Origin of the sequence: Celeribacter sp. (assembly GCF_048259695.1) — a bacterium.
GTDB lineage: Bacteria > Pseudomonadota > Alphaproteobacteria > Rhodobacterales > Rhodobacteraceae > Celeribacter.
This window is the reverse complement of the sequence record NZ_JBLXHL010000022.1, coordinates 1-13829: the sequence shown is the minus strand read 5'-3', so window position 1 is coordinate 13829 and position 13829 is coordinate 1. Positions and strand designations below refer to the sequence as shown.

The following is a 13829-nucleotide window of genomic DNA, read 5'->3' as shown; positions in this document are numbered from 1 at the left end:
GGTCGCCCCGGCGCCGCCGGTGCATTGGGGGCGCACCTCCGGCGGCTTCGTCGTCTACCTCGGCGCCGATCCGGTTTTTTCTCCCCCCACCCCTCACCTGCCGCGCCATGCGCTGCTCTGGATCGCGGCGGCGCTCGAGGGAGATAGCATCGAGCTGACACAGGAAAAGCGCCTCGCGGATGGCGAGGCGCTTTTGCTCGGGGCGGCCGCCATGCTCGAGGCGTGGCGGGAGATCAGTTTTTCGCAAATTGCCAGCGCGCCGGCCAGCTGGCCTCGGGCACGCTGACCAGAAATTCCGCCAACGCCTCGAGCTCGGTCGAGGGTGCATCTTCGCGGCCCTGCGGAGGGGTAAATACCCGGCGAATGGCCGCCGGATCGCGGCCCAGGGCTTCGGCGGTGAGAAACCGCCAGCGCGGGCCGAGCGCACGCTCAAGCATTTCCGAAACTCTTTTTCGACGCTCGGCGCGTGCTTCTGGTGTGGGCATTTTTTCCCCTCTCCTGTACTGTGCCCCTATCTCCTTGCGGGGATAGGGGCGGTGCCGGTTCGCAAAATCTTAGGTGCCGCCCCGATTTTTGCTGAGGTATATTCGCACCTCATCAAAATTCCAGTCAGCACGTGCTGATTATTTCCCCGGTCCCGAAATTGTTAACCAACTCCTAGGACATAGCCTGAAAACAGGCCAAGCCAAAGGATACCGAAAAGCGACATAACCCCGATCAGATCGCCAAGCAACGTGCGGATGAGTCGGGAATTTTCGTTACGGTCTGCGGTTGTGTTTGCGGTGATCATGTTTTTTCTCCTGGTGCGGGAATTTTCCGGCGGTTCGCAAGGCCGGTCGTGCGGGTGCACGGGAAAGCCGCCCGCGTGGGGCGGCTCTGCCGGTGCATCAGCTTTTTTCCTCGATCGCCCGCAGCTCGCGCTCGAGGCGGCGAATTTTCCCCGCCGTCTGGCTGATCAGCGCATCGGAATATCCGCGCCGGCCGTGGGTGAGTGGCAGCAGCAGCTCGGCGGCCTGGACCGCCTCAAGCTCGGGGCGCAGCGTCCGCAGCTCCTCGAGGTAGGGCGCGAAGGCGGCGGCATCGGCTCCGCGATCGCGCAGCTCTGGAGCGCGGCGCAGGTGCTTTCGCATGATGCGGTTGGCCGGGCGCATCCAGGCGAGCTCGGCCTCGAGCTCGGCGATCTCGGCGCGCAGCTCGGCGGGGCGATCGCCCGGCGCAGGGTGCTCGGGATCGGTCATGCGCGCGCCTCCTCGATGGCGTGACCGCCCCATTGTTCGGCCCAGGCGTCGGCCATACCGGAGAAAGTCTTGCTGCGGATTTTCCAACGATCGGGGCCCGGCGGGGCGCGATGGATCGCGGACCAGAGCTTGTGCTCCTCGGTGCCGGGGCGCGGCGGGGTAAGCTTGTGCGTGGGAGTGAGCGGGGGCAGGCCGCGCAGGTAAAGACCGGTCGCCTTGAACGCCCGATCGCCGAACCACCACGGCTGCACGATCTGCGGCTTGATCCAGTTGCGCACCCGCTCCCGGGCGTGGCGGTGCATCACCGGATTTTCAACGGCTACGCGCGGGATCGGCGCGTTGAGGCAGGCGTTGAAGAGATCGACGCCTTCCTCGAGCTCGCGCCACATGTCCTCGACGCTGCGCCCGGCCGGCGGGCCCGACAGCCAGCGCACGCCGGAATTGCACAGCCTGGTGCACGGCGGGTTACTGACCAGCATCAGATCCCAGCCCATGCCGAGCACGTTGCGAATATCGTCCTGGATATGCCGGTTCGTCGGTTCGTCGGCCGGCAGAAGATCGCATTGCCAGGCGTCGTGTCCGCGGGCGAGGAAGGCGTTCAGCGACACGCAGGAGGTTGCGCAGCCGATGAGAACTTTGAGCGGGGCGGTCATGTGGTCCTGTCTCCTGCTAGGATGATAGCTTGCTAGGTTGCTAGTCCGGCGGTTCGCGGTGCCGGCGCGCGGGTGCACGGGGACGCCGCCCCGCGCGGGGCGACGCTGCCGGTGCATCAGGCTGCGGTCATGCGGCGGCCGGCGTGGCTGGTCAGGGCGATATCGCCGCCGTACTGGCTTCCATCGCCCACGGCATCGCGGATCATTCCGGGGTTGCCGGTGAACTCCCAGCCGCCCCAGCGGCTTTCCTGCACCCCGACCCGGCCTTCGAGGATGGCATCGGAGAGCGGGCAGCCCGGCCATTTGGCGGCGTAGCTGCGCAGGCTGCGGCGCATGTGCTCGAGCGAGGTAGCGCGGGAGCAATGCACGGAGTCGGCCGAGAAGCGCACGGGGATGGCGCCATCGGTCTCGGTCTCGGCGCTCGCGGCTTCCACCACGCCATTGCCCTGCGTGCCTGCGGTCTGGCGGAAGGTGGCGCGCCCCTCGGGGCTGAGCCAGGCGCCGACGGCGTATTTCATATCGCACATGCCGTCGAAGCCGGAGCCGGCAAAGGCCTCGACATGGGCTTCGACAAGCGCGGCGGTCGGGCCGTCCTCCCAGCTCACCGAGATCGAGGCGCCGCCGGCGTACTTGCTCGACTTCACCGAGAACTTGGTGCGAGGAAACTTGTCCTTGAGCGTGGCGCGGATCAGCTTCGCGGTGTCGGTGGTGCTGATGTAAACCGACTGGCTCGGGCGCTTGGTCCAGTCGCGGGCGGCGGCGGTGTAGATCGGGTGGCGCTTGGTCATCTCGTCAATCTCCTTGCTGACATGCGGGCCGGCGGTTCGCGGTGCCGGTCGTGCTGGTGCACGGGGGAGCCGTCCACGCGGGACGGCTCGAGCGGTGCATCAGATCAGGCCCCTCAACAAATCAGCGGCGTGCCGGCGCAGCCGGCGCGCCTCAACTTGATCCGACCACGAGGGGGAGGGGTGGCCGGCGTTGCGATCCTCGAGCTGCTGCGCCACGCGCTGCGCCTCGGCGGCCGAGCTGCGGCGGGCCCGCTCGACGCCGCGCATCTGGCGCAGCAGCTGCGCCGCCTCGGTGCGCTCGATCGTTGCGCGGATGCTCGAGGCGGCATCGGCCTTGAGGATGGCGCGGCGCTTCGAGCTCAAGGCGCGCGAGGTGTTCAGCACCATGCCGTTTGCGAAGCGGTAGGTGGCCGAGAATTCGGTCGGGGTGATGCGGCGGGTAATCTGCATGGGGCAAGCTCCGGTGCGGGGTGTCCTGGTCCGGCGGTTCGCGCTGCCGGTGGCAGAATGGATAGTAACCATTGGTTACCGTGACAAGGGGTAAATTACTCCGCACCTCACTTTTTTACCCCGCGCCCCATCTTGCCGCAGCACCTTCGGACTTCCCCGCACCCCCTCGGGATGATATGGAGGTCGGCGACATAGCCGCGGGCGCGGGGGCCTCGATGTAACCACGGGGCGCGGGGCGTTACATCGCGGTTACAAGGCTAAAAGCCTGAAACTCAATCAGAAATCGAAGGTTTGTAACGGTGTGACGGTGTAACGCCTCGCGCGCCCGCGTGCGTCCCTACACACAGGCGCACGCGATAAACCCTCGTTACAACGTCACATCGTTACAGATGTATTTATTACTTCGCAAAATCAGTAACTTAACCTTGTAACCGCGATGTAACGCGCCGATCCAAGCGTTACACCGGGCCGGAATGTGATTGCAGGTCAAGGACTTGGCTGATCTCACCCCGCTTTACTACAGATTGGAGTTGATGCGGGGTGACCTCGTGGCGTAACGTCGCCAGCATGTCGGGGTGCTTCGCTCCTCGGCGCCGACAGCGATTTAAATAATGGGCTGATATTGTCTGACCGCTCTGCACCTCCGCGCGATCCCGCCGGCCTCGTCACCGGGGCCGAGCTCGCTGCGCGCTCGGCGCCCGGCTGGGCCGACGATCCGGCGCCGGTGCAAGGCTCGCTGTTCGGCGCCGAGGTGGCCGAGCCCGAGGGCGTCGGCGAGCTGGCGCTCGAGGCGGCGCCGCGCGGGCGCGGCCGTCCGCCTGGCAGCCGCAACCGCTCCACCGAGGAGTGGTCGCGCTTCCTGCTCAGCCGCTACCGCTCGCCGCTGCTCGGCCTCGCCGAGATCGCCCAGGCCTCGCCGCTCGATCTGCAACGCGAGCTCGGCGGCGCACCGGCCAAGGACAAGCCCGAGGGGTGCTCCCTGGTCGAGGCGCTGCGGCTGATCATGCAGGCGCAGCAGGCGCTCGCGCCCTACCTGCACCAGAAGCAGCCCACGGCGATCGACGGCGGCGGCGTGGCGATGATGCAGGTCATCATCAACGCCGGGAGCGGGTCGGAAACCGGCGAAACCTTCGAGATCCTGCCGGTTACCGAAACCGTGGAATATCAATCACTTAGCGCGGAAGAGCGCGAAGGGTTGGAAAACGAGGGTTGGAACGAATGATCCAAAGCCCTGCAATCATTGAACAAATCGGCATCGTGTCGGCGGGTGCCTCACCCGCCGACACGCGGGCGCGTCGGGGATGCGCGCCCGCTCGCGCGGTCGGCGCTGCCCTCCCGGCGCTGGCCGCGCTCGAGCTTGCCTGCCTGACCTGCGAGGCCCCCCGGGGGCTCCGCGCGCGCGCGCACCCCCCCACCCCCGCGCGCGACATGCAGTCTCCCCTCGGTGAGACAGGAGTTGGGATTTTCGAAGGAGTGAGGCCGATCGTGGGGTTGGGGGATGGGCTGTATCGGGGTCGGGGGTGTGACCATGCTTGAGGTGATTGGCGTCCTCTGTTGTGCGGCGGTCTCGGTGCTGTGCTGGTCCGACTACCGCGCCGCGCGCGGCGGTTGGTGGGCTGCCGTGGTTTTCGGTGGCGGGGCCGCGCTCTGGGGCCTGCGGCTGCTGCTCGAGGCTCTGGCATGATCGTGCTCAAGCTCCTCGCGGCGCTCTGGCTGGTGCTGGGCGCGATGCTCGCCGGCTACGTCACCCGCGCCTATCTCTCCCGGCCGCGCGCCGGCGATGATCGCCGCGCCGCGCTCACCGTCACCGGCGCGGTCTGCGGCACGCTCGGCCTCTGCGCCCTGGCGCTGCTCAAGGCGGTGAAGCCATGAGTGCGCCGATCTATGCGATGGTTGCGAGCCTTTCGCTCAAGCTGATGACGCTGGCCGACTTGCGCCGCCTGGTGATGGGGCTGCCGGAAGAGTTTCGGCCGCCCGAGCTGGTCCTGAAAGGCCGCCTCAAGGCGCCGCTGATCGCAGCAGTCGAGGCCGCCAAATCCGCCTATTGGAATGCCCAGCCGGCGGCGCGCTGGCACAAGCCGCGGTCGCGCTTCTGCGAGCTGCCGGCCTCGGAGGTCAACGCTTTCCTGCGCGCCCTGCCGCCCACGCCGCCGGCCGGGGGATGGCCCCATGCTTGACCGCCTGGCCGATGCCTCGATCACCCGCCGCTTTACCAAGCCGGGGCCGGTGGCCTCTGCCTTCATGCATTCGCGCGGGCGGATCGTCGGCATCATGGGGCCGCAGGGCGGCGGCAAGACCACCGCCACGATCAACAAAATCCTGATGAAAGCCGCGAGCCAGCCGGCCGCACAGAATGGGCACGCCTACTACCGCTGCGTGGTGTGGATGCGCACCTACCGCGAGCTTTGGGCCAAGGTCATTCCCGACTGGCTCGAGTGGGTGCCCAAACAGAACAAGGCGTTCAACATCTCTTGGCACGGCGGCGTCGATAACCCGGCCGAGCACAAGTTCACCTTCCAGGCGCTCACCACCTTGCCGAATGGCGAGCAGGTGAAAAAGATCGTGCACGCCGAGGTGTGGTTCCGCGCGGTGGGCGATCAGACCCCGGGCGAAGCGGCCAAGGGCCTGCATTTGACCGATGGCTGGCTGCCCGAGGCCACCACCGCCACGGTGGAGATGCGCAAGGCGCTCTTTGGCCGTCTCGGCCGCTACCCGAGCGGTGAGAAGGGCGGGGCGCCCAACCGTCAGCTGTTCTGCGACTGGAACGCCGGCGATCCCTACAACTGGACCAGCGAATATTTCATCTACAACCGCAGCGCGGCTGTGGATGAAGACGGCCGGCCCATGGTCGAATTCTTCCGCCAGCCGGGCGGGCGCGATGCCGCCGCCGAGAACCTGCACAACCTGCCACCGCGCTACTACGCCGACCAGATTTCCGCCAACGCCGACGATCCCGATTGGATCAGGCGCATGATCGACAACGAGATCGGTTTCATGCGCGACGGCAAACCGGTCTACGAGGATTTCTCCGATCGCGAGCACGTCTCGGACGTGGAGCTAGCGCCCTGGCGCGGCGTGCCGCTGCTGATTGCCGCCGACGCCGGGCTCACCCCGGCCGCGGTGATCGGCCAGCGCAACGAGCTCGGCGAGATGCAGGTGCTGAAAGAGATCACCAGCCGCCGCGCCGGCCCGCAGGCCTTCGCCCGGGCGCTGATGGTCGCCCTCGACAGCCCGCGCTTTGCCGGCTGCCAGAAGCCGACCACGCTTTTTGTCGACCCGACCGCCGCCAATGCCGGGGAAGCCTCGAAAGAGGGCGAAGCGCAGGAGCTCGACAGCTGGGCGAAGATCGTGGCGCAGGAAACCAAGCTCGAGGTGGAGCCCTCGCGCTGCGGCAACAACATCGTCATCCGCACCGGCTCGGTCGAGAACGTGCTGCGCCGCCGGGTTGGCACGCGCCCGGCCTTCCGCGTCGATCGCACCGGCTGCCCCGAGCTGATCAAGGGCATGGCGCGCGACTACAAGTACGAAAAGGTCAAGGTCGTGACCTCGATGGGCGAGGAATACAAGGAAAAGCCCAGCAAAAACTTCGCGTCCCACGTCTGCAACGCGATCGAGTACCTGGCCGCAAACGCCGGTGAGCAGGACCTCGTGACCGGCAAGGCCGAGCGCCTCGAGGCGCGCAAGCGCAAGGCCGCGATGCAGGGCAGGGCGGCGCACCAGGCGCGCCCGGGCGATCCCCTCGCCGCCTACCGGGGGCGGACATGAACCCGCTCATGGAACGCCGGGCTCGCGGCGAGGTCATCACCCTGCGCGACAAGGCCGAGACCATGGAGAGCGAGGCCGAGGTGCAGGGCTGGCTCGCCGAGGCGCGGCGCAACGGCGATGCGGATGCGATCGACGCCGGGTTGCACCGGCTGAAACAGCTAGGAGCCCGTCGATGACCCGACCGATGACCCGGCCTGCCCTGACCTTCCAGAACCTCGCGCCCTGGACGCCGAAAATCCGCTCCTACGTGGGCACGGTGCTCTGCGACCTGGCGCCGCTCGACGCGCGCGAGATCATGGGTCTGCACCCCGAGCTCGCGCATCCCTCCGAGCTCTTGGGCCACATCGGCAAGATCATGGTTGCGGGGCTCTACATCGAGGGCTTCGTTGCCCTCGAGGGCGATAAGCCGGCGGCGGTGGCGCTGGCCTACCGCCACCAGATGCCGCAGGTCGCCTCGCTCGGGTTTTTCGGCCGGGCCGGGATGCCGCGGGCGATGGCCGCCTGCTATCGCCGCTTGCACCAGCGCAAGCATTCGTTCCGCAACACCTACGGGCTGCGCCTGGCGCAGGTTCCGGTGCTCACCGACTACGCCGCGCCGATGAAGCGCCTCAAGCGCATGGGCGGCGAGGCGGCCTTCGACTACGGGCCGCTCGGCCCCGAACAGCTCAACTACACCCACATGATCTGGAGGTTCTGACCATGGGTTTCCTGAAAGCGCCGGAGCCGAAAATCAAGGTGGTGGAGCCGACCCCGGCGCCGACCGTCGATGCGGACGTGGTGCGCCAGGCCGGTGACAACGAGGCCCGGCGCCAGATGGCGCGGCGCGACACCGCCGACACCATCCTCACCAACCCGCTCGGCCAGCGCGCCGGCGGTCTCGCGGCGGCCTATCGCACCACCGTTGGGGGTGCGTGATGCAAAACGAGATCATCCCCGATGACGTGAAAAAGGCCGTCGCCCGCGCGCAGTACCGCAAGACGCTGCGCGAGCCGGTGGTCGCGCGGCGGCAGGCGATCTCCGAGCTGATGCGGCCGCTGCGCGACGACTGGCAGCACGAGGCCGAGGGCAAGCCGCGCGGCGTTCAGCGCTATGACGGCACCGCCGTGCTCGCGCTCGACCAGGCCGGCGCCTCGATCTACTCGATGCTGACCGCCACGGACAACATTTGGGCACCGCTCGAGTTCGAGGAAGAATGGCGCAAGGATGACGCCGACGCGCGCGCCTGGATCAACGAGGTGAGCCGCATCGTCTTCCGCTCGCTCGATCCCGCGCGCGACAATTTCTACAACGACGCGCCCGAGACCATCCTCGACGCGATCGGCCTCGGCGATGGCGTCTTCTACTCGAGCCGCGCGCCGGGCTCGAACCAGTTTCACTCCAAGGCGATCCCCTGGCGCGAGGCGGTCTTCGACGTGGGCCCGCTCGGCGAGGTCACCCACTTCGATCGCTGGTATGCCGAGCCGCTGTGGAACCTCGCCGAGCTCTTCGGCGAGGAGGCGCTGCCCGAGCGGCTGCGCAAGCAGCTCGACCAGCAACCAAACGAAAAGCACCAGCTGCTGCACACGGTCTATCCGAACAACGGCAGCAACCGCGTCAGCTCCATGCACCGGTTCGTCTCGCTTTATGTGCTGGCGGATGGCTCGGCGCCGCTCTCGTGGGGCGGCTATCGCGACATGCCCTATTACGTCGCCCGCTGGGGCGTCGGATCGGGGGAGACCTACGGGCTCGGCCGGGGCATCCTGGCGCTGACCGACACGCAAGTGGTCAACGAGATGAGCCGCACCTCGCTGCGCCAGGCGCAGCGCGTGGCCGAGCCGCCGATGGCGGCCAGCGACGAGCTCGCGGGCATCGTCTCTCTCGATCCCAACGCGCTCAACTTCGGCGCCCTGGACGAGCGCGGCAACCAGCTGCTGCGCCCGATCGACACCGGCGGCAATCTCGGCATCACCCTCGAGATGGCCGACCAGCGCCGGCAGGCAATCAAGGATGCGTTCTACCACGCGATGCTGTCGCTGATTGGCAGCCCGACGCCTTCGGTGGTCGAGATCCTCAAGAACGACGAGCGCCGCGATCAGTCGATGGGGCCGAGCCTGTCGCGCATCATCAACGAGTTTTTCGCCCCCTTCATCGAGGGACGCTATCGCGAGCTCCTGCGCGCCGGGCGCATCCCGCCGGCGCCGGAGATGGCCGCCGGCGCCGCGCTCAAGGTGCGCTTCGTCTCGCCGCTCGCCAAGGCGCACAAGGCGCAGGCCGCGCAAGCCACGCTGCAAACCGTGCGCGGCGTGGCCGAGATCGCCCAGGTCGATCCCAGCGCCCGCCACGTGATCAACGGCAAGCGCGCCGCCAAGCGCGTGCATGACGGCCTCGCCGCGCCCGACGATATCCTCAACACCGAGGACGAGATTGCCGCCCTTCTGCAAGCCGAACAGCAGCAGCAAGAGGGGGCTCAGATGCTCGACACGGCCGAACGCGGATCGCGCGCCGTCGAGAGCCTGGCACGCGCGGAGCAAGCCGCCGGCCAGGGCCAGCAGTAACCGCAAGGAGTTCAAGTTATGTGCCCATCCGAACAGGAAATTGAGGCGACACTCACGGCCCGCGGAAAGCGGGCGCCGCGTCTCACACCCGAGTTGATCGACAACAGCATTGCCAGTGAGCAGTACTGGAACCCGCCGGGCACCAGCCTGACGGTCTGCGTGCTGACCTTGCGCAATGGCTTCCACGTCACCGGAGAAAGCGCATCGGCCAGCCTCGAGAACTTCGACGCTGAGATCGGGCAGCAGATCGCGCGCAAGAACGCCCGCGAGAAAATCTGGGCGCTTGAAGGCTACCTGCTGCGCGACCAACTGCACCAAAACGGTAAGGGGGGCGCCGCATGAGCCGCGAAAAGATCAAGCTTCTGTCGCTGACCCGCGCCCGCGAGGGTGGTTGGCTGCTCGAGGGGCACGCCGATGACCGCGCGATACAGCCGGTCATGCTCTTCGCCGGCTCGCGCAAGGAGATGCTCGACTTCCTCGTCGAGGTCATGGCGGTGCGCGACGGCGAACCGCACATGCTGCCCTTTCCGACTACCGAAGACGCCGCCCCGAAAGTGGAGATCGTCTGATGGACCCGCACACCTACGCCGCCTTTCGCGCCTACCATCGCCGCCAGGCCGCCCGGTTCAACGAGGTGATCCTCGAGGTCGCCGGCACCCCGGCCCCGAGCCTGCGCCGTGACCTGCTGTCCTCGACCGCCCTGCTGTCGGGCCGGGTCGCGCCGCCGGTGATGCCGTCATGAGCGCGGATTTCGGGCCCAAGGGGCTGATCAAGTCGATGCTGAACTGCGACGACGCCACCGCCGAGGAGGTGCGCCGCACGCTGGCGATCCCGATGGAGCACAAGCCCACTCGCGCCTTCATTGCGCGCGCCTGGCACCTTGCCACCACCACCACGCCGGCGGGCGGCAAGGGCGGTGACAGAGCCGTCTACATTAACGAGGGCAAGCGCCAGGCCGGGCTTTTCATGGTGGCCTGCGCCGGCAGCGGCCTTGACCTCACCAACTACACAGACACCGAGGAGAAACCGTGATGCACGGCACGCAATCCCTTCTGGCGCGCCTGATGGCGCGCATTGCCTTCGCCCCCGAGGATGAGGGCGGTTCCGGCGTCGGCACTGGCGCTGGGGGCGACGGCCCCCCGCCGCCGGGAAATGATGGCACCCCGCCGCCGGCTGGTGACGGCACGCCGCCCCCGGGCGGAGAAGGTGATCCCAAGCCCTTCGCCTGGTTCGGCGACGAGCTGGCGGCCGACGAACAGCAATACCTCGAGGCCAAGAGCTTCAAGAGCCCGCGCGATCTTTTCAAGTCGCTGCGCTCGGCCGAGAAAATGATCCGCGGCGATCACGTCGCGGGCCCGCCCGAGGATGCCGAGAAGCACGGCGACTGGCTCAAGGAAACCGGCCTTGCCAAGCGCCTCGGCATTCCCGAGGAGGCCAGCGGCTACGAGGTCACCAAGCCCGAGTTCGATGAAAGCATCGCGCCTTTCGTCAAGTTCGATGACGACCGGCAGGGCAAGTTCCTCGAGACCGCGCACAAGCTCAACATGACCCCGGCGCAGGTGCAGGGGATGCTCGATCTCTACGCCGCGGAGACCTCGGGGGACGTGCAAGCCTACGTTACGGAAGCCCAGGCCGACGAGCAGCGGATGCAGAGCGATCTCAAGCGCGAGTGGGGAGAGGGCTATGAGCAGAACCTTGCCGCTGCGCTCGAGGTGGCCAAGGAAAGCGGGCTTGGCGAGGCGCAGATCGAGACCCTGCGCACCGCTGGTGTCATGGGCTCCGTCCAGCTCGCCAAGTTGCTGCATGAAGTGGCACAGTTCCGCGGCAACGACAGCCTCAAGGGGGGCGGCAAGGGCGGCGGTATGCAGACCCGTGAGCAGGCGACGCAGGCTTTTGATGAGTTCAAGGCGAAGAATGCCAAGGCACTGACGGATAGGACCCATCCCGAGCACGACAGCGCCATGGCGCGGTATCGCGAGCTGATGGCAGCGGCCGGTCGGGGCAGCCAGGCGCAGCGCTGAACGGAGACCGTGACGCCAAATCGTATCAGTTAACGATTGCGGACCAATGGTTACTGTAGTAACCCGGGAAGCGCATACATCGGGGGAATTATGACGGCAAATAGCAAGGTCAAATTTGGGTTCTATGTCGAGGCCGGCAGTGAGCTGAAAACCGCCGAGGACATTTGCGGCGCGGCCCTGGCGTCGAACGACATTCCGGCCGCCTCGATCCTTCCGCGCGCGCAATATCTCGCGGGTGAAACCGTCGCTTACATCCGCCGGGAGGACTACCCAGAGCTCCTGGCAAGCGTGGCGCTGTCGATCACCGATCAGCGCCTCAGGATCACCTTCCTGGAAGAGGTGGCCAGGCACCTGATCTGACCTAGCCACAGCATTGAAGAGCACTACCCGCCCCGGCCTCCCCGCCGGGGCGTTTTGCATTCTGCGCCCCTTGTTGTTTTCAGTTGTATTTTACTACAAATTGGAGTGAAACTGCGAGGCACCGGCCGCCCGGTTCCTCTCTCGAGGTTCTCCGGCCCGGTTGACGGCGAGCAAAGACCCGCGGCGGCGCGAGCCAGATCGCGAAGATAGGGTCTGATGCTCCCGCGTCGGCCGCCCCTGTCGATCAACTCAACTTTTGGTCCGGGCAATCAGGGGAGATATCCAATGTCCGACAACAGCAAATACGAAGGCTACGCCGACGACTTCAAAGTCGGCTACGAGCTGGCGCTGCAACAGAAAACCTCCAAGTTCCGCGACAAGGTGAGCTGGGCCTCGCCGGTCAAGGGCGAGGGTGCGCAGGTGGTGGACCACGTGCTGCCATTCGAGGCGGAAGTCGGCGGCGATGACTATGGTGACACCAAGTGGACGCACCCGAAGTTCATGCCGCGTTGGGCCTTCCCGACGCCGATCCGGCTGACTGTTCCGGTGAGCACCACCGACAAGCTGCAAATGCTGGCCGATCCGTCCAACGAGCTGACGCAGTCGATCCTCGCGGCGCAAAACCGCGCGCTCGATGGCAAGATCATTGTCCCGTCCTTCTTCCGCGACGTGGTCGGCGGCAAGGACAAGGACAAGACGCTGCCCTTCGACACCGCCCGCCGCTTCGGCGACGGCACCACCGGCATCACCCGCGACCTGATGGACCAGTCTTACGAGCAGTTCGAGAAAGACGAGGTCGATCTCGAGGAAGAGCGCCCCTGGATCGCCATCACCCCGCGCCAGCACCGCAACCTGCGCAACCTCGCGGAGGTCGCCAACCGCGATTTCGAGAAGCTCGGCGGCGTGATGAAGGACGGGCGCGTGACCCAGTTCCTCGGCTTCTTCGTCTTCGTGTCGAACCGCCTCACGGTGGTCAACGACATTGTCGATATGCCTGTCTGGGTACCCTCGGGCGTCGTCGTGCAGCCCTGGCTCGATCCCAAGATCAAGATCTCGGAGCGGCCCGACAAGAACTACACCACCCAGCTCTTCTGCGAGGCGCGTTACGGCGCGATCCGCACCGAAGAGGGCCGCGTGCACATGATCCGCGCGGATGAAACCGCCGTGCCGGCCTAATCCCCGGCGCCTGGCCGGCCTCACGGGGCCGGCCTTCTTTCCCTTCTGACCTGAGGTTTTCCCATGGCTGACAAATCCGCCACCACGCTGCCCGCGCTTAACGCGGCCAAGCACATTCCCGCGCCGTCGCGGATCAACCACGGCGTTCTGCGCACCTCGCTGCACGCCGCCATCATCGACGCCGGCGATGCCGCCGACACCACCTACGAGGTGGCGCGCATCCCGTCGCACGCGCGGATCTCCAAACTCTCCAAGGTTCACGCTACCGCGCTCGGCACCGGCGCCGCCTTCAATCTTGGCGTCGAGTCGGAAAACGGCGCGGCCGCGCTGGTCTCCGGCGGCACGCTGGTCTCGGCTGGCACCAAGGAAGGCGCCTCGGCCATCGCCGTCGCCGATGCCGGCAAGCCGCTCTGGGAGATCGCCGGCTTCACGGCCGATCCGAGCAAGGAGCTCTCGGTGATCCTGACCCTGACCGCCCCGGGCACCGCGGGTGGCACGGCGATGGTCGATCTCGTCTACATCGAAGACTGAGGCAAAGCGCATGGCGGTGCAATCTGAGGTGGGGATCGCGTCGGCGGCGCTGGTGCATCTGGGGCGTGACCCGATCACGACTTTCGAGGATGCCGGCCGCGTCGAGGCGGTGGTGCTCAAGGGGCGATATCCCGCGATGCGGGACAAGCTCCTGCGCAGCTACCCGTGGAACTTCGCCATGCGCTACGCCAGCCTTGCTGGCAAAGAGCTCGAGGCCCCGCGCTTCGGGCTCACCCACGTCTGCGGCCTGCCCTCCGGCGGTGATCTCGGAAAATGCCTGCGGGTGTGGCGGCTCGAGACCCCTGGCGTGAAG

The 13829-nt window shown here is 66.9% G+C and carries 25 protein-coding genes; 19 read left to right on the top strand and 6 right to left on the bottom strand.

Annotation, left to right across the window (positions count from 1 at the left end; genetic code table 11):
* The coding region (locus ACN0Q0_RS16320; protein ID WP_417244359.1) for a hypothetical protein at positions 1-286 on the top strand (286 nt) is incomplete at its 5' end.
* Here the strand turns inward: ACN0Q0_RS16320 and ACN0Q0_RS16315 are convergent.
* The 6 genes from ACN0Q0_RS16315 to ACN0Q0_RS16290 all read right to left on the bottom strand — a co-directional run bounded on the left by ACN0Q0_RS16315 (position 234) and on the right by ACN0Q0_RS16290 (position 3129).
* Positions 234-485, bottom strand: a complete 252-nt coding sequence (locus tag ACN0Q0_RS16315; RefSeq protein ID WP_417244358.1) for a hypothetical protein — start codon at positions 483-485, stop codon at positions 234-236. The two genes, ACN0Q0_RS16320 and ACN0Q0_RS16315, sit on opposite strands and share 53 nt — an antisense overlap.
* A gap of 161 nt (positions 486-646) precedes the next feature.
* Complete coding sequence (locus ACN0Q0_RS16310) at positions 647-790, bottom strand: hypothetical protein (RefSeq protein WP_417244357.1); 144 nt, start codon at positions 788-790, stop codon at positions 647-649.
* 97 nt (positions 791-887) lie between these two features.
* Entirely contained in the window at positions 888-1238 is a 351-nt protein-coding gene (locus tag ACN0Q0_RS16305) for a hypothetical protein (RefSeq protein ID WP_417244356.1), read from the bottom strand.
* The gene (locus ACN0Q0_RS16300; protein WP_417244355.1) at positions 1235-1891 is read right to left on the bottom strand and encodes a hypothetical protein; all 657 of its coding nucleotides are present in this window, start codon (positions 1889-1891) and stop codon (positions 1235-1237) included. The genes ACN0Q0_RS16305 and ACN0Q0_RS16300 overlap by 4 nt, the downstream gene beginning before the upstream one ends.
* A gap of 116 nt (positions 1892-2007) precedes the next feature.
* Positions 2008-2679, bottom strand: a complete 672-nt coding sequence (locus ACN0Q0_RS16295; protein WP_417244354.1) for an LPD29 domain-containing protein — start codon at positions 2677-2679, stop codon at positions 2008-2010.
* A gap of 99 nt (positions 2680-2778) precedes the next feature.
* On the bottom strand, positions 2779-3129 hold the full coding sequence (locus ACN0Q0_RS16290) for a hypothetical protein (protein ID WP_417244353.1): 351 nt from the start codon (positions 3127-3129) through the stop codon (positions 2779-2781).
* A 622-nt stretch (positions 3130-3751) separates the two neighbouring features.
* On the opposite strand from ACN0Q0_RS16290, the gene ACN0Q0_RS16285 reads away from it, so the two are divergent.
* From ACN0Q0_RS16285 to ACN0Q0_RS16200, 18 genes are all read left to right on the top strand, one after another.
* Positions 3752-4351 (top strand): hypothetical protein, encoded by a 600-nt coding sequence (locus tag ACN0Q0_RS16285; RefSeq protein ID WP_417244352.1) that lies wholly within the window; start codon positions 3752-3754, stop codon positions 4349-4351.
* A gap of 306 nt (positions 4352-4657) precedes the next feature.
* Positions 4658-4813: a hypothetical protein gene (locus tag ACN0Q0_RS16280; protein WP_417244351.1), complete on the top strand. Its 156-nt coding sequence runs from the start codon at positions 4658-4660 to the stop codon at positions 4811-4813.
* Positions 4810-5001, top strand: coding sequence for a hypothetical protein (locus tag ACN0Q0_RS16275; RefSeq protein WP_417244350.1), 192 nt, complete (start codon positions 4810-4812; stop codon positions 4999-5001). The genes ACN0Q0_RS16280 and ACN0Q0_RS16275 overlap by 4 nt, the downstream gene beginning before the upstream one ends.
* Complete coding sequence (locus tag ACN0Q0_RS16270) at positions 4998-5306, top strand: hypothetical protein (RefSeq protein ID WP_417244349.1); 309 nt, start codon at positions 4998-5000, stop codon at positions 5304-5306. The genes ACN0Q0_RS16275 and ACN0Q0_RS16270 overlap by 4 nt, the downstream gene beginning before the upstream one ends.
* Complete coding sequence (locus tag ACN0Q0_RS16265) at positions 5299-6894, top strand: hypothetical protein (RefSeq protein WP_417244348.1); 1596 nt, start codon at positions 5299-5301, stop codon at positions 6892-6894. The genes ACN0Q0_RS16270 and ACN0Q0_RS16265 overlap by 8 nt, the downstream gene beginning before the upstream one ends.
* On the top strand, positions 6891-7070 hold the full coding sequence (locus ACN0Q0_RS16260; RefSeq protein WP_417244347.1) for a hypothetical protein: 180 nt from the start codon (positions 6891-6893) through the stop codon (positions 7068-7070). The genes ACN0Q0_RS16265 and ACN0Q0_RS16260 overlap by 4 nt, the downstream gene beginning before the upstream one ends.
* Complete coding sequence (locus tag ACN0Q0_RS16255) at positions 7067-7591, top strand: hypothetical protein (protein ID WP_417244346.1); 525 nt, start codon at positions 7067-7069, stop codon at positions 7589-7591. The genes ACN0Q0_RS16260 and ACN0Q0_RS16255 overlap by 4 nt, the downstream gene beginning before the upstream one ends.
* A gap of 2 nt (positions 7592-7593) precedes the next feature.
* On the top strand, positions 7594-7809 hold the full coding sequence (locus ACN0Q0_RS16250; RefSeq protein ID WP_417244345.1) for a hypothetical protein: 216 nt from the start codon (positions 7594-7596) through the stop codon (positions 7807-7809).
* Complete coding sequence (locus ACN0Q0_RS16245) at positions 7809-9428, top strand: portal protein (RefSeq protein WP_417244344.1); 1620 nt, start codon at positions 7809-7811, stop codon at positions 9426-9428. Before ACN0Q0_RS16250 ends, ACN0Q0_RS16245 begins: the two co-directional genes overlap by 1 nt.
* A gap of 18 nt (positions 9429-9446) precedes the next feature.
* On the top strand, positions 9447-9770 hold the full coding sequence (locus ACN0Q0_RS16240) for a Gp49 family protein (protein WP_417244343.1): 324 nt from the start codon (positions 9447-9449) through the stop codon (positions 9768-9770).
* Positions 9767-9997 (top strand): hypothetical protein, encoded by a 231-nt coding sequence (locus ACN0Q0_RS16235; RefSeq protein WP_417244342.1) that lies wholly within the window; start codon positions 9767-9769, stop codon positions 9995-9997. Before ACN0Q0_RS16240 ends, ACN0Q0_RS16235 begins: the two co-directional genes overlap by 4 nt.
* Positions 9997-10170 (top strand): hypothetical protein, encoded by a 174-nt coding sequence (locus tag ACN0Q0_RS16230; RefSeq protein ID WP_417244341.1) that lies wholly within the window; start codon positions 9997-9999, stop codon positions 10168-10170. The genes ACN0Q0_RS16235 and ACN0Q0_RS16230 overlap by 1 nt, the downstream gene beginning before the upstream one ends.
* Positions 10167-10460, top strand: coding sequence for a hypothetical protein (locus ACN0Q0_RS16225; protein WP_417244340.1), 294 nt, complete (start codon positions 10167-10169; stop codon positions 10458-10460). The genes ACN0Q0_RS16230 and ACN0Q0_RS16225 overlap by 4 nt, the downstream gene beginning before the upstream one ends.
* Positions 10460-11449, top strand: coding sequence for a hypothetical protein (locus ACN0Q0_RS16220; protein WP_417244339.1), 990 nt, complete (start codon positions 10460-10462; stop codon positions 11447-11449). Before ACN0Q0_RS16225 ends, ACN0Q0_RS16220 begins: the two co-directional genes overlap by 1 nt.
* 90 nt (positions 11450-11539) lie before the next feature.
* Positions 11540-11809, top strand: coding sequence for a hypothetical protein (locus ACN0Q0_RS16215; RefSeq protein WP_417244338.1), 270 nt, complete (start codon positions 11540-11542; stop codon positions 11807-11809).
* Between the two features lie 285 nt (positions 11810-12094).
* Positions 12095-12985, top strand: coding sequence for a phage capsid protein (locus ACN0Q0_RS16210; RefSeq protein ID WP_417244337.1), 891 nt, complete (start codon positions 12095-12097; stop codon positions 12983-12985).
* Between the two features lie 63 nt (positions 12986-13048).
* Positions 13049-13516 (top strand): hypothetical protein, encoded by a 468-nt coding sequence (locus tag ACN0Q0_RS16205; protein ID WP_417244336.1) that lies wholly within the window; start codon positions 13049-13051, stop codon positions 13514-13516.
* 10 nt (positions 13517-13526) lie between these two features.
* Positions 13527-13829: hypothetical protein (locus tag ACN0Q0_RS16200; RefSeq protein WP_417244335.1), on the top strand; the 303-nt coding region annotated here is incomplete at its 3' end.

Coding starts and splice junctions, on each gene's coding strand:
- ACN0Q0_RS16315 (WP_417244358.1), bottom strand. CDS start 485: ATGCCCACACCAGAAGCACGCGCCGAGCGTCGAAAAAGAGTTTCGGAA.
- ACN0Q0_RS16215 (WP_417244338.1), top strand. CDS start 11,540: ATGACGGCAAATAGCAAGGTCAAATTTGGGTTCTATGTCGAGGCCGGC.
- ACN0Q0_RS16290 (WP_417244353.1), bottom strand. CDS start 3,129: ATGCAGATTACCCGCCGCATCACCCCGACCGAATTCTCGGCCACCTAC.
- ACN0Q0_RS16240 (WP_417244343.1), top strand. CDS start 9,447: ATGTGCCCATCCGAACAGGAAATTGAGGCGACACTCACGGCCCGCGGA.
- ACN0Q0_RS16245 (WP_417244344.1), top strand. CDS start 7,809: ATGCAAAACGAGATCATCCCCGATGACGTGAAAAAGGCCGTCGCCCGC.
- ACN0Q0_RS16265 (WP_417244348.1), top strand. CDS start 5,299: ATGCTTGACCGCCTGGCCGATGCCTCGATCACCCGCCGCTTTACCAAG.
- ACN0Q0_RS16270 (WP_417244349.1), top strand. CDS start 4,998: ATGAGTGCGCCGATCTATGCGATGGTTGCGAGCCTTTCGCTCAAGCTG.
- ACN0Q0_RS16255 (WP_417244346.1), top strand. CDS start 7,067: ATGACCCGACCGATGACCCGGCCTGCCCTGACCTTCCAGAACCTCGCG.
- ACN0Q0_RS16300 (WP_417244355.1), bottom strand. CDS start 1,891: ATGACCGCCCCGCTCAAAGTTCTCATCGGCTGCGCAACCTCCTGCGTG.
- ACN0Q0_RS16275 (WP_417244350.1), top strand. CDS start 4,810: ATGATCGTGCTCAAGCTCCTCGCGGCGCTCTGGCTGGTGCTGGGCGCG.
- ACN0Q0_RS16230 (WP_417244341.1), top strand. CDS start 9,997: ATGGACCCGCACACCTACGCCGCCTTTCGCGCCTACCATCGCCGCCAG.
- ACN0Q0_RS16225 (WP_417244340.1), top strand. CDS start 10,167: ATGAGCGCGGATTTCGGGCCCAAGGGGCTGATCAAGTCGATGCTGAAC.
- ACN0Q0_RS16250 (WP_417244345.1), top strand. CDS start 7,594: ATGGGTTTCCTGAAAGCGCCGGAGCCGAAAATCAAGGTGGTGGAGCCG.
- ACN0Q0_RS16310 (WP_417244357.1), bottom strand. CDS start 790: ATGATCACCGCAAACACAACCGCAGACCGTAACGAAAATTCCCGACTC.
- ACN0Q0_RS16305 (WP_417244356.1), bottom strand. CDS start 1,238: ATGACCGATCCCGAGCACCCTGCGCCGGGCGATCGCCCCGCCGAGCTG.
- ACN0Q0_RS16295 (WP_417244354.1), bottom strand. CDS start 2,679: ATGACCAAGCGCCACCCGATCTACACCGCCGCCGCCCGCGACTGGACC.
- ACN0Q0_RS16205 (WP_417244336.1), top strand. CDS start 13,049: ATGGCTGACAAATCCGCCACCACGCTGCCCGCGCTTAACGCGGCCAAG.
- ACN0Q0_RS16280 (WP_417244351.1), top strand. CDS start 4,658: ATGCTTGAGGTGATTGGCGTCCTCTGTTGTGCGGCGGTCTCGGTGCTG.
- ACN0Q0_RS16260 (WP_417244347.1), top strand. CDS start 6,891: ATGAACCCGCTCATGGAACGCCGGGCTCGCGGCGAGGTCATCACCCTG.
- ACN0Q0_RS16220 (WP_417244339.1), top strand. CDS start 10,460: ATGCACGGCACGCAATCCCTTCTGGCGCGCCTGATGGCGCGCATTGCC.
- ACN0Q0_RS16210 (WP_417244337.1), top strand. CDS start 12,095: ATGTCCGACAACAGCAAATACGAAGGCTACGCCGACGACTTCAAAGTC.
- ACN0Q0_RS16235 (WP_417244342.1), top strand. CDS start 9,767: ATGAGCCGCGAAAAGATCAAGCTTCTGTCGCTGACCCGCGCCCGCGAG.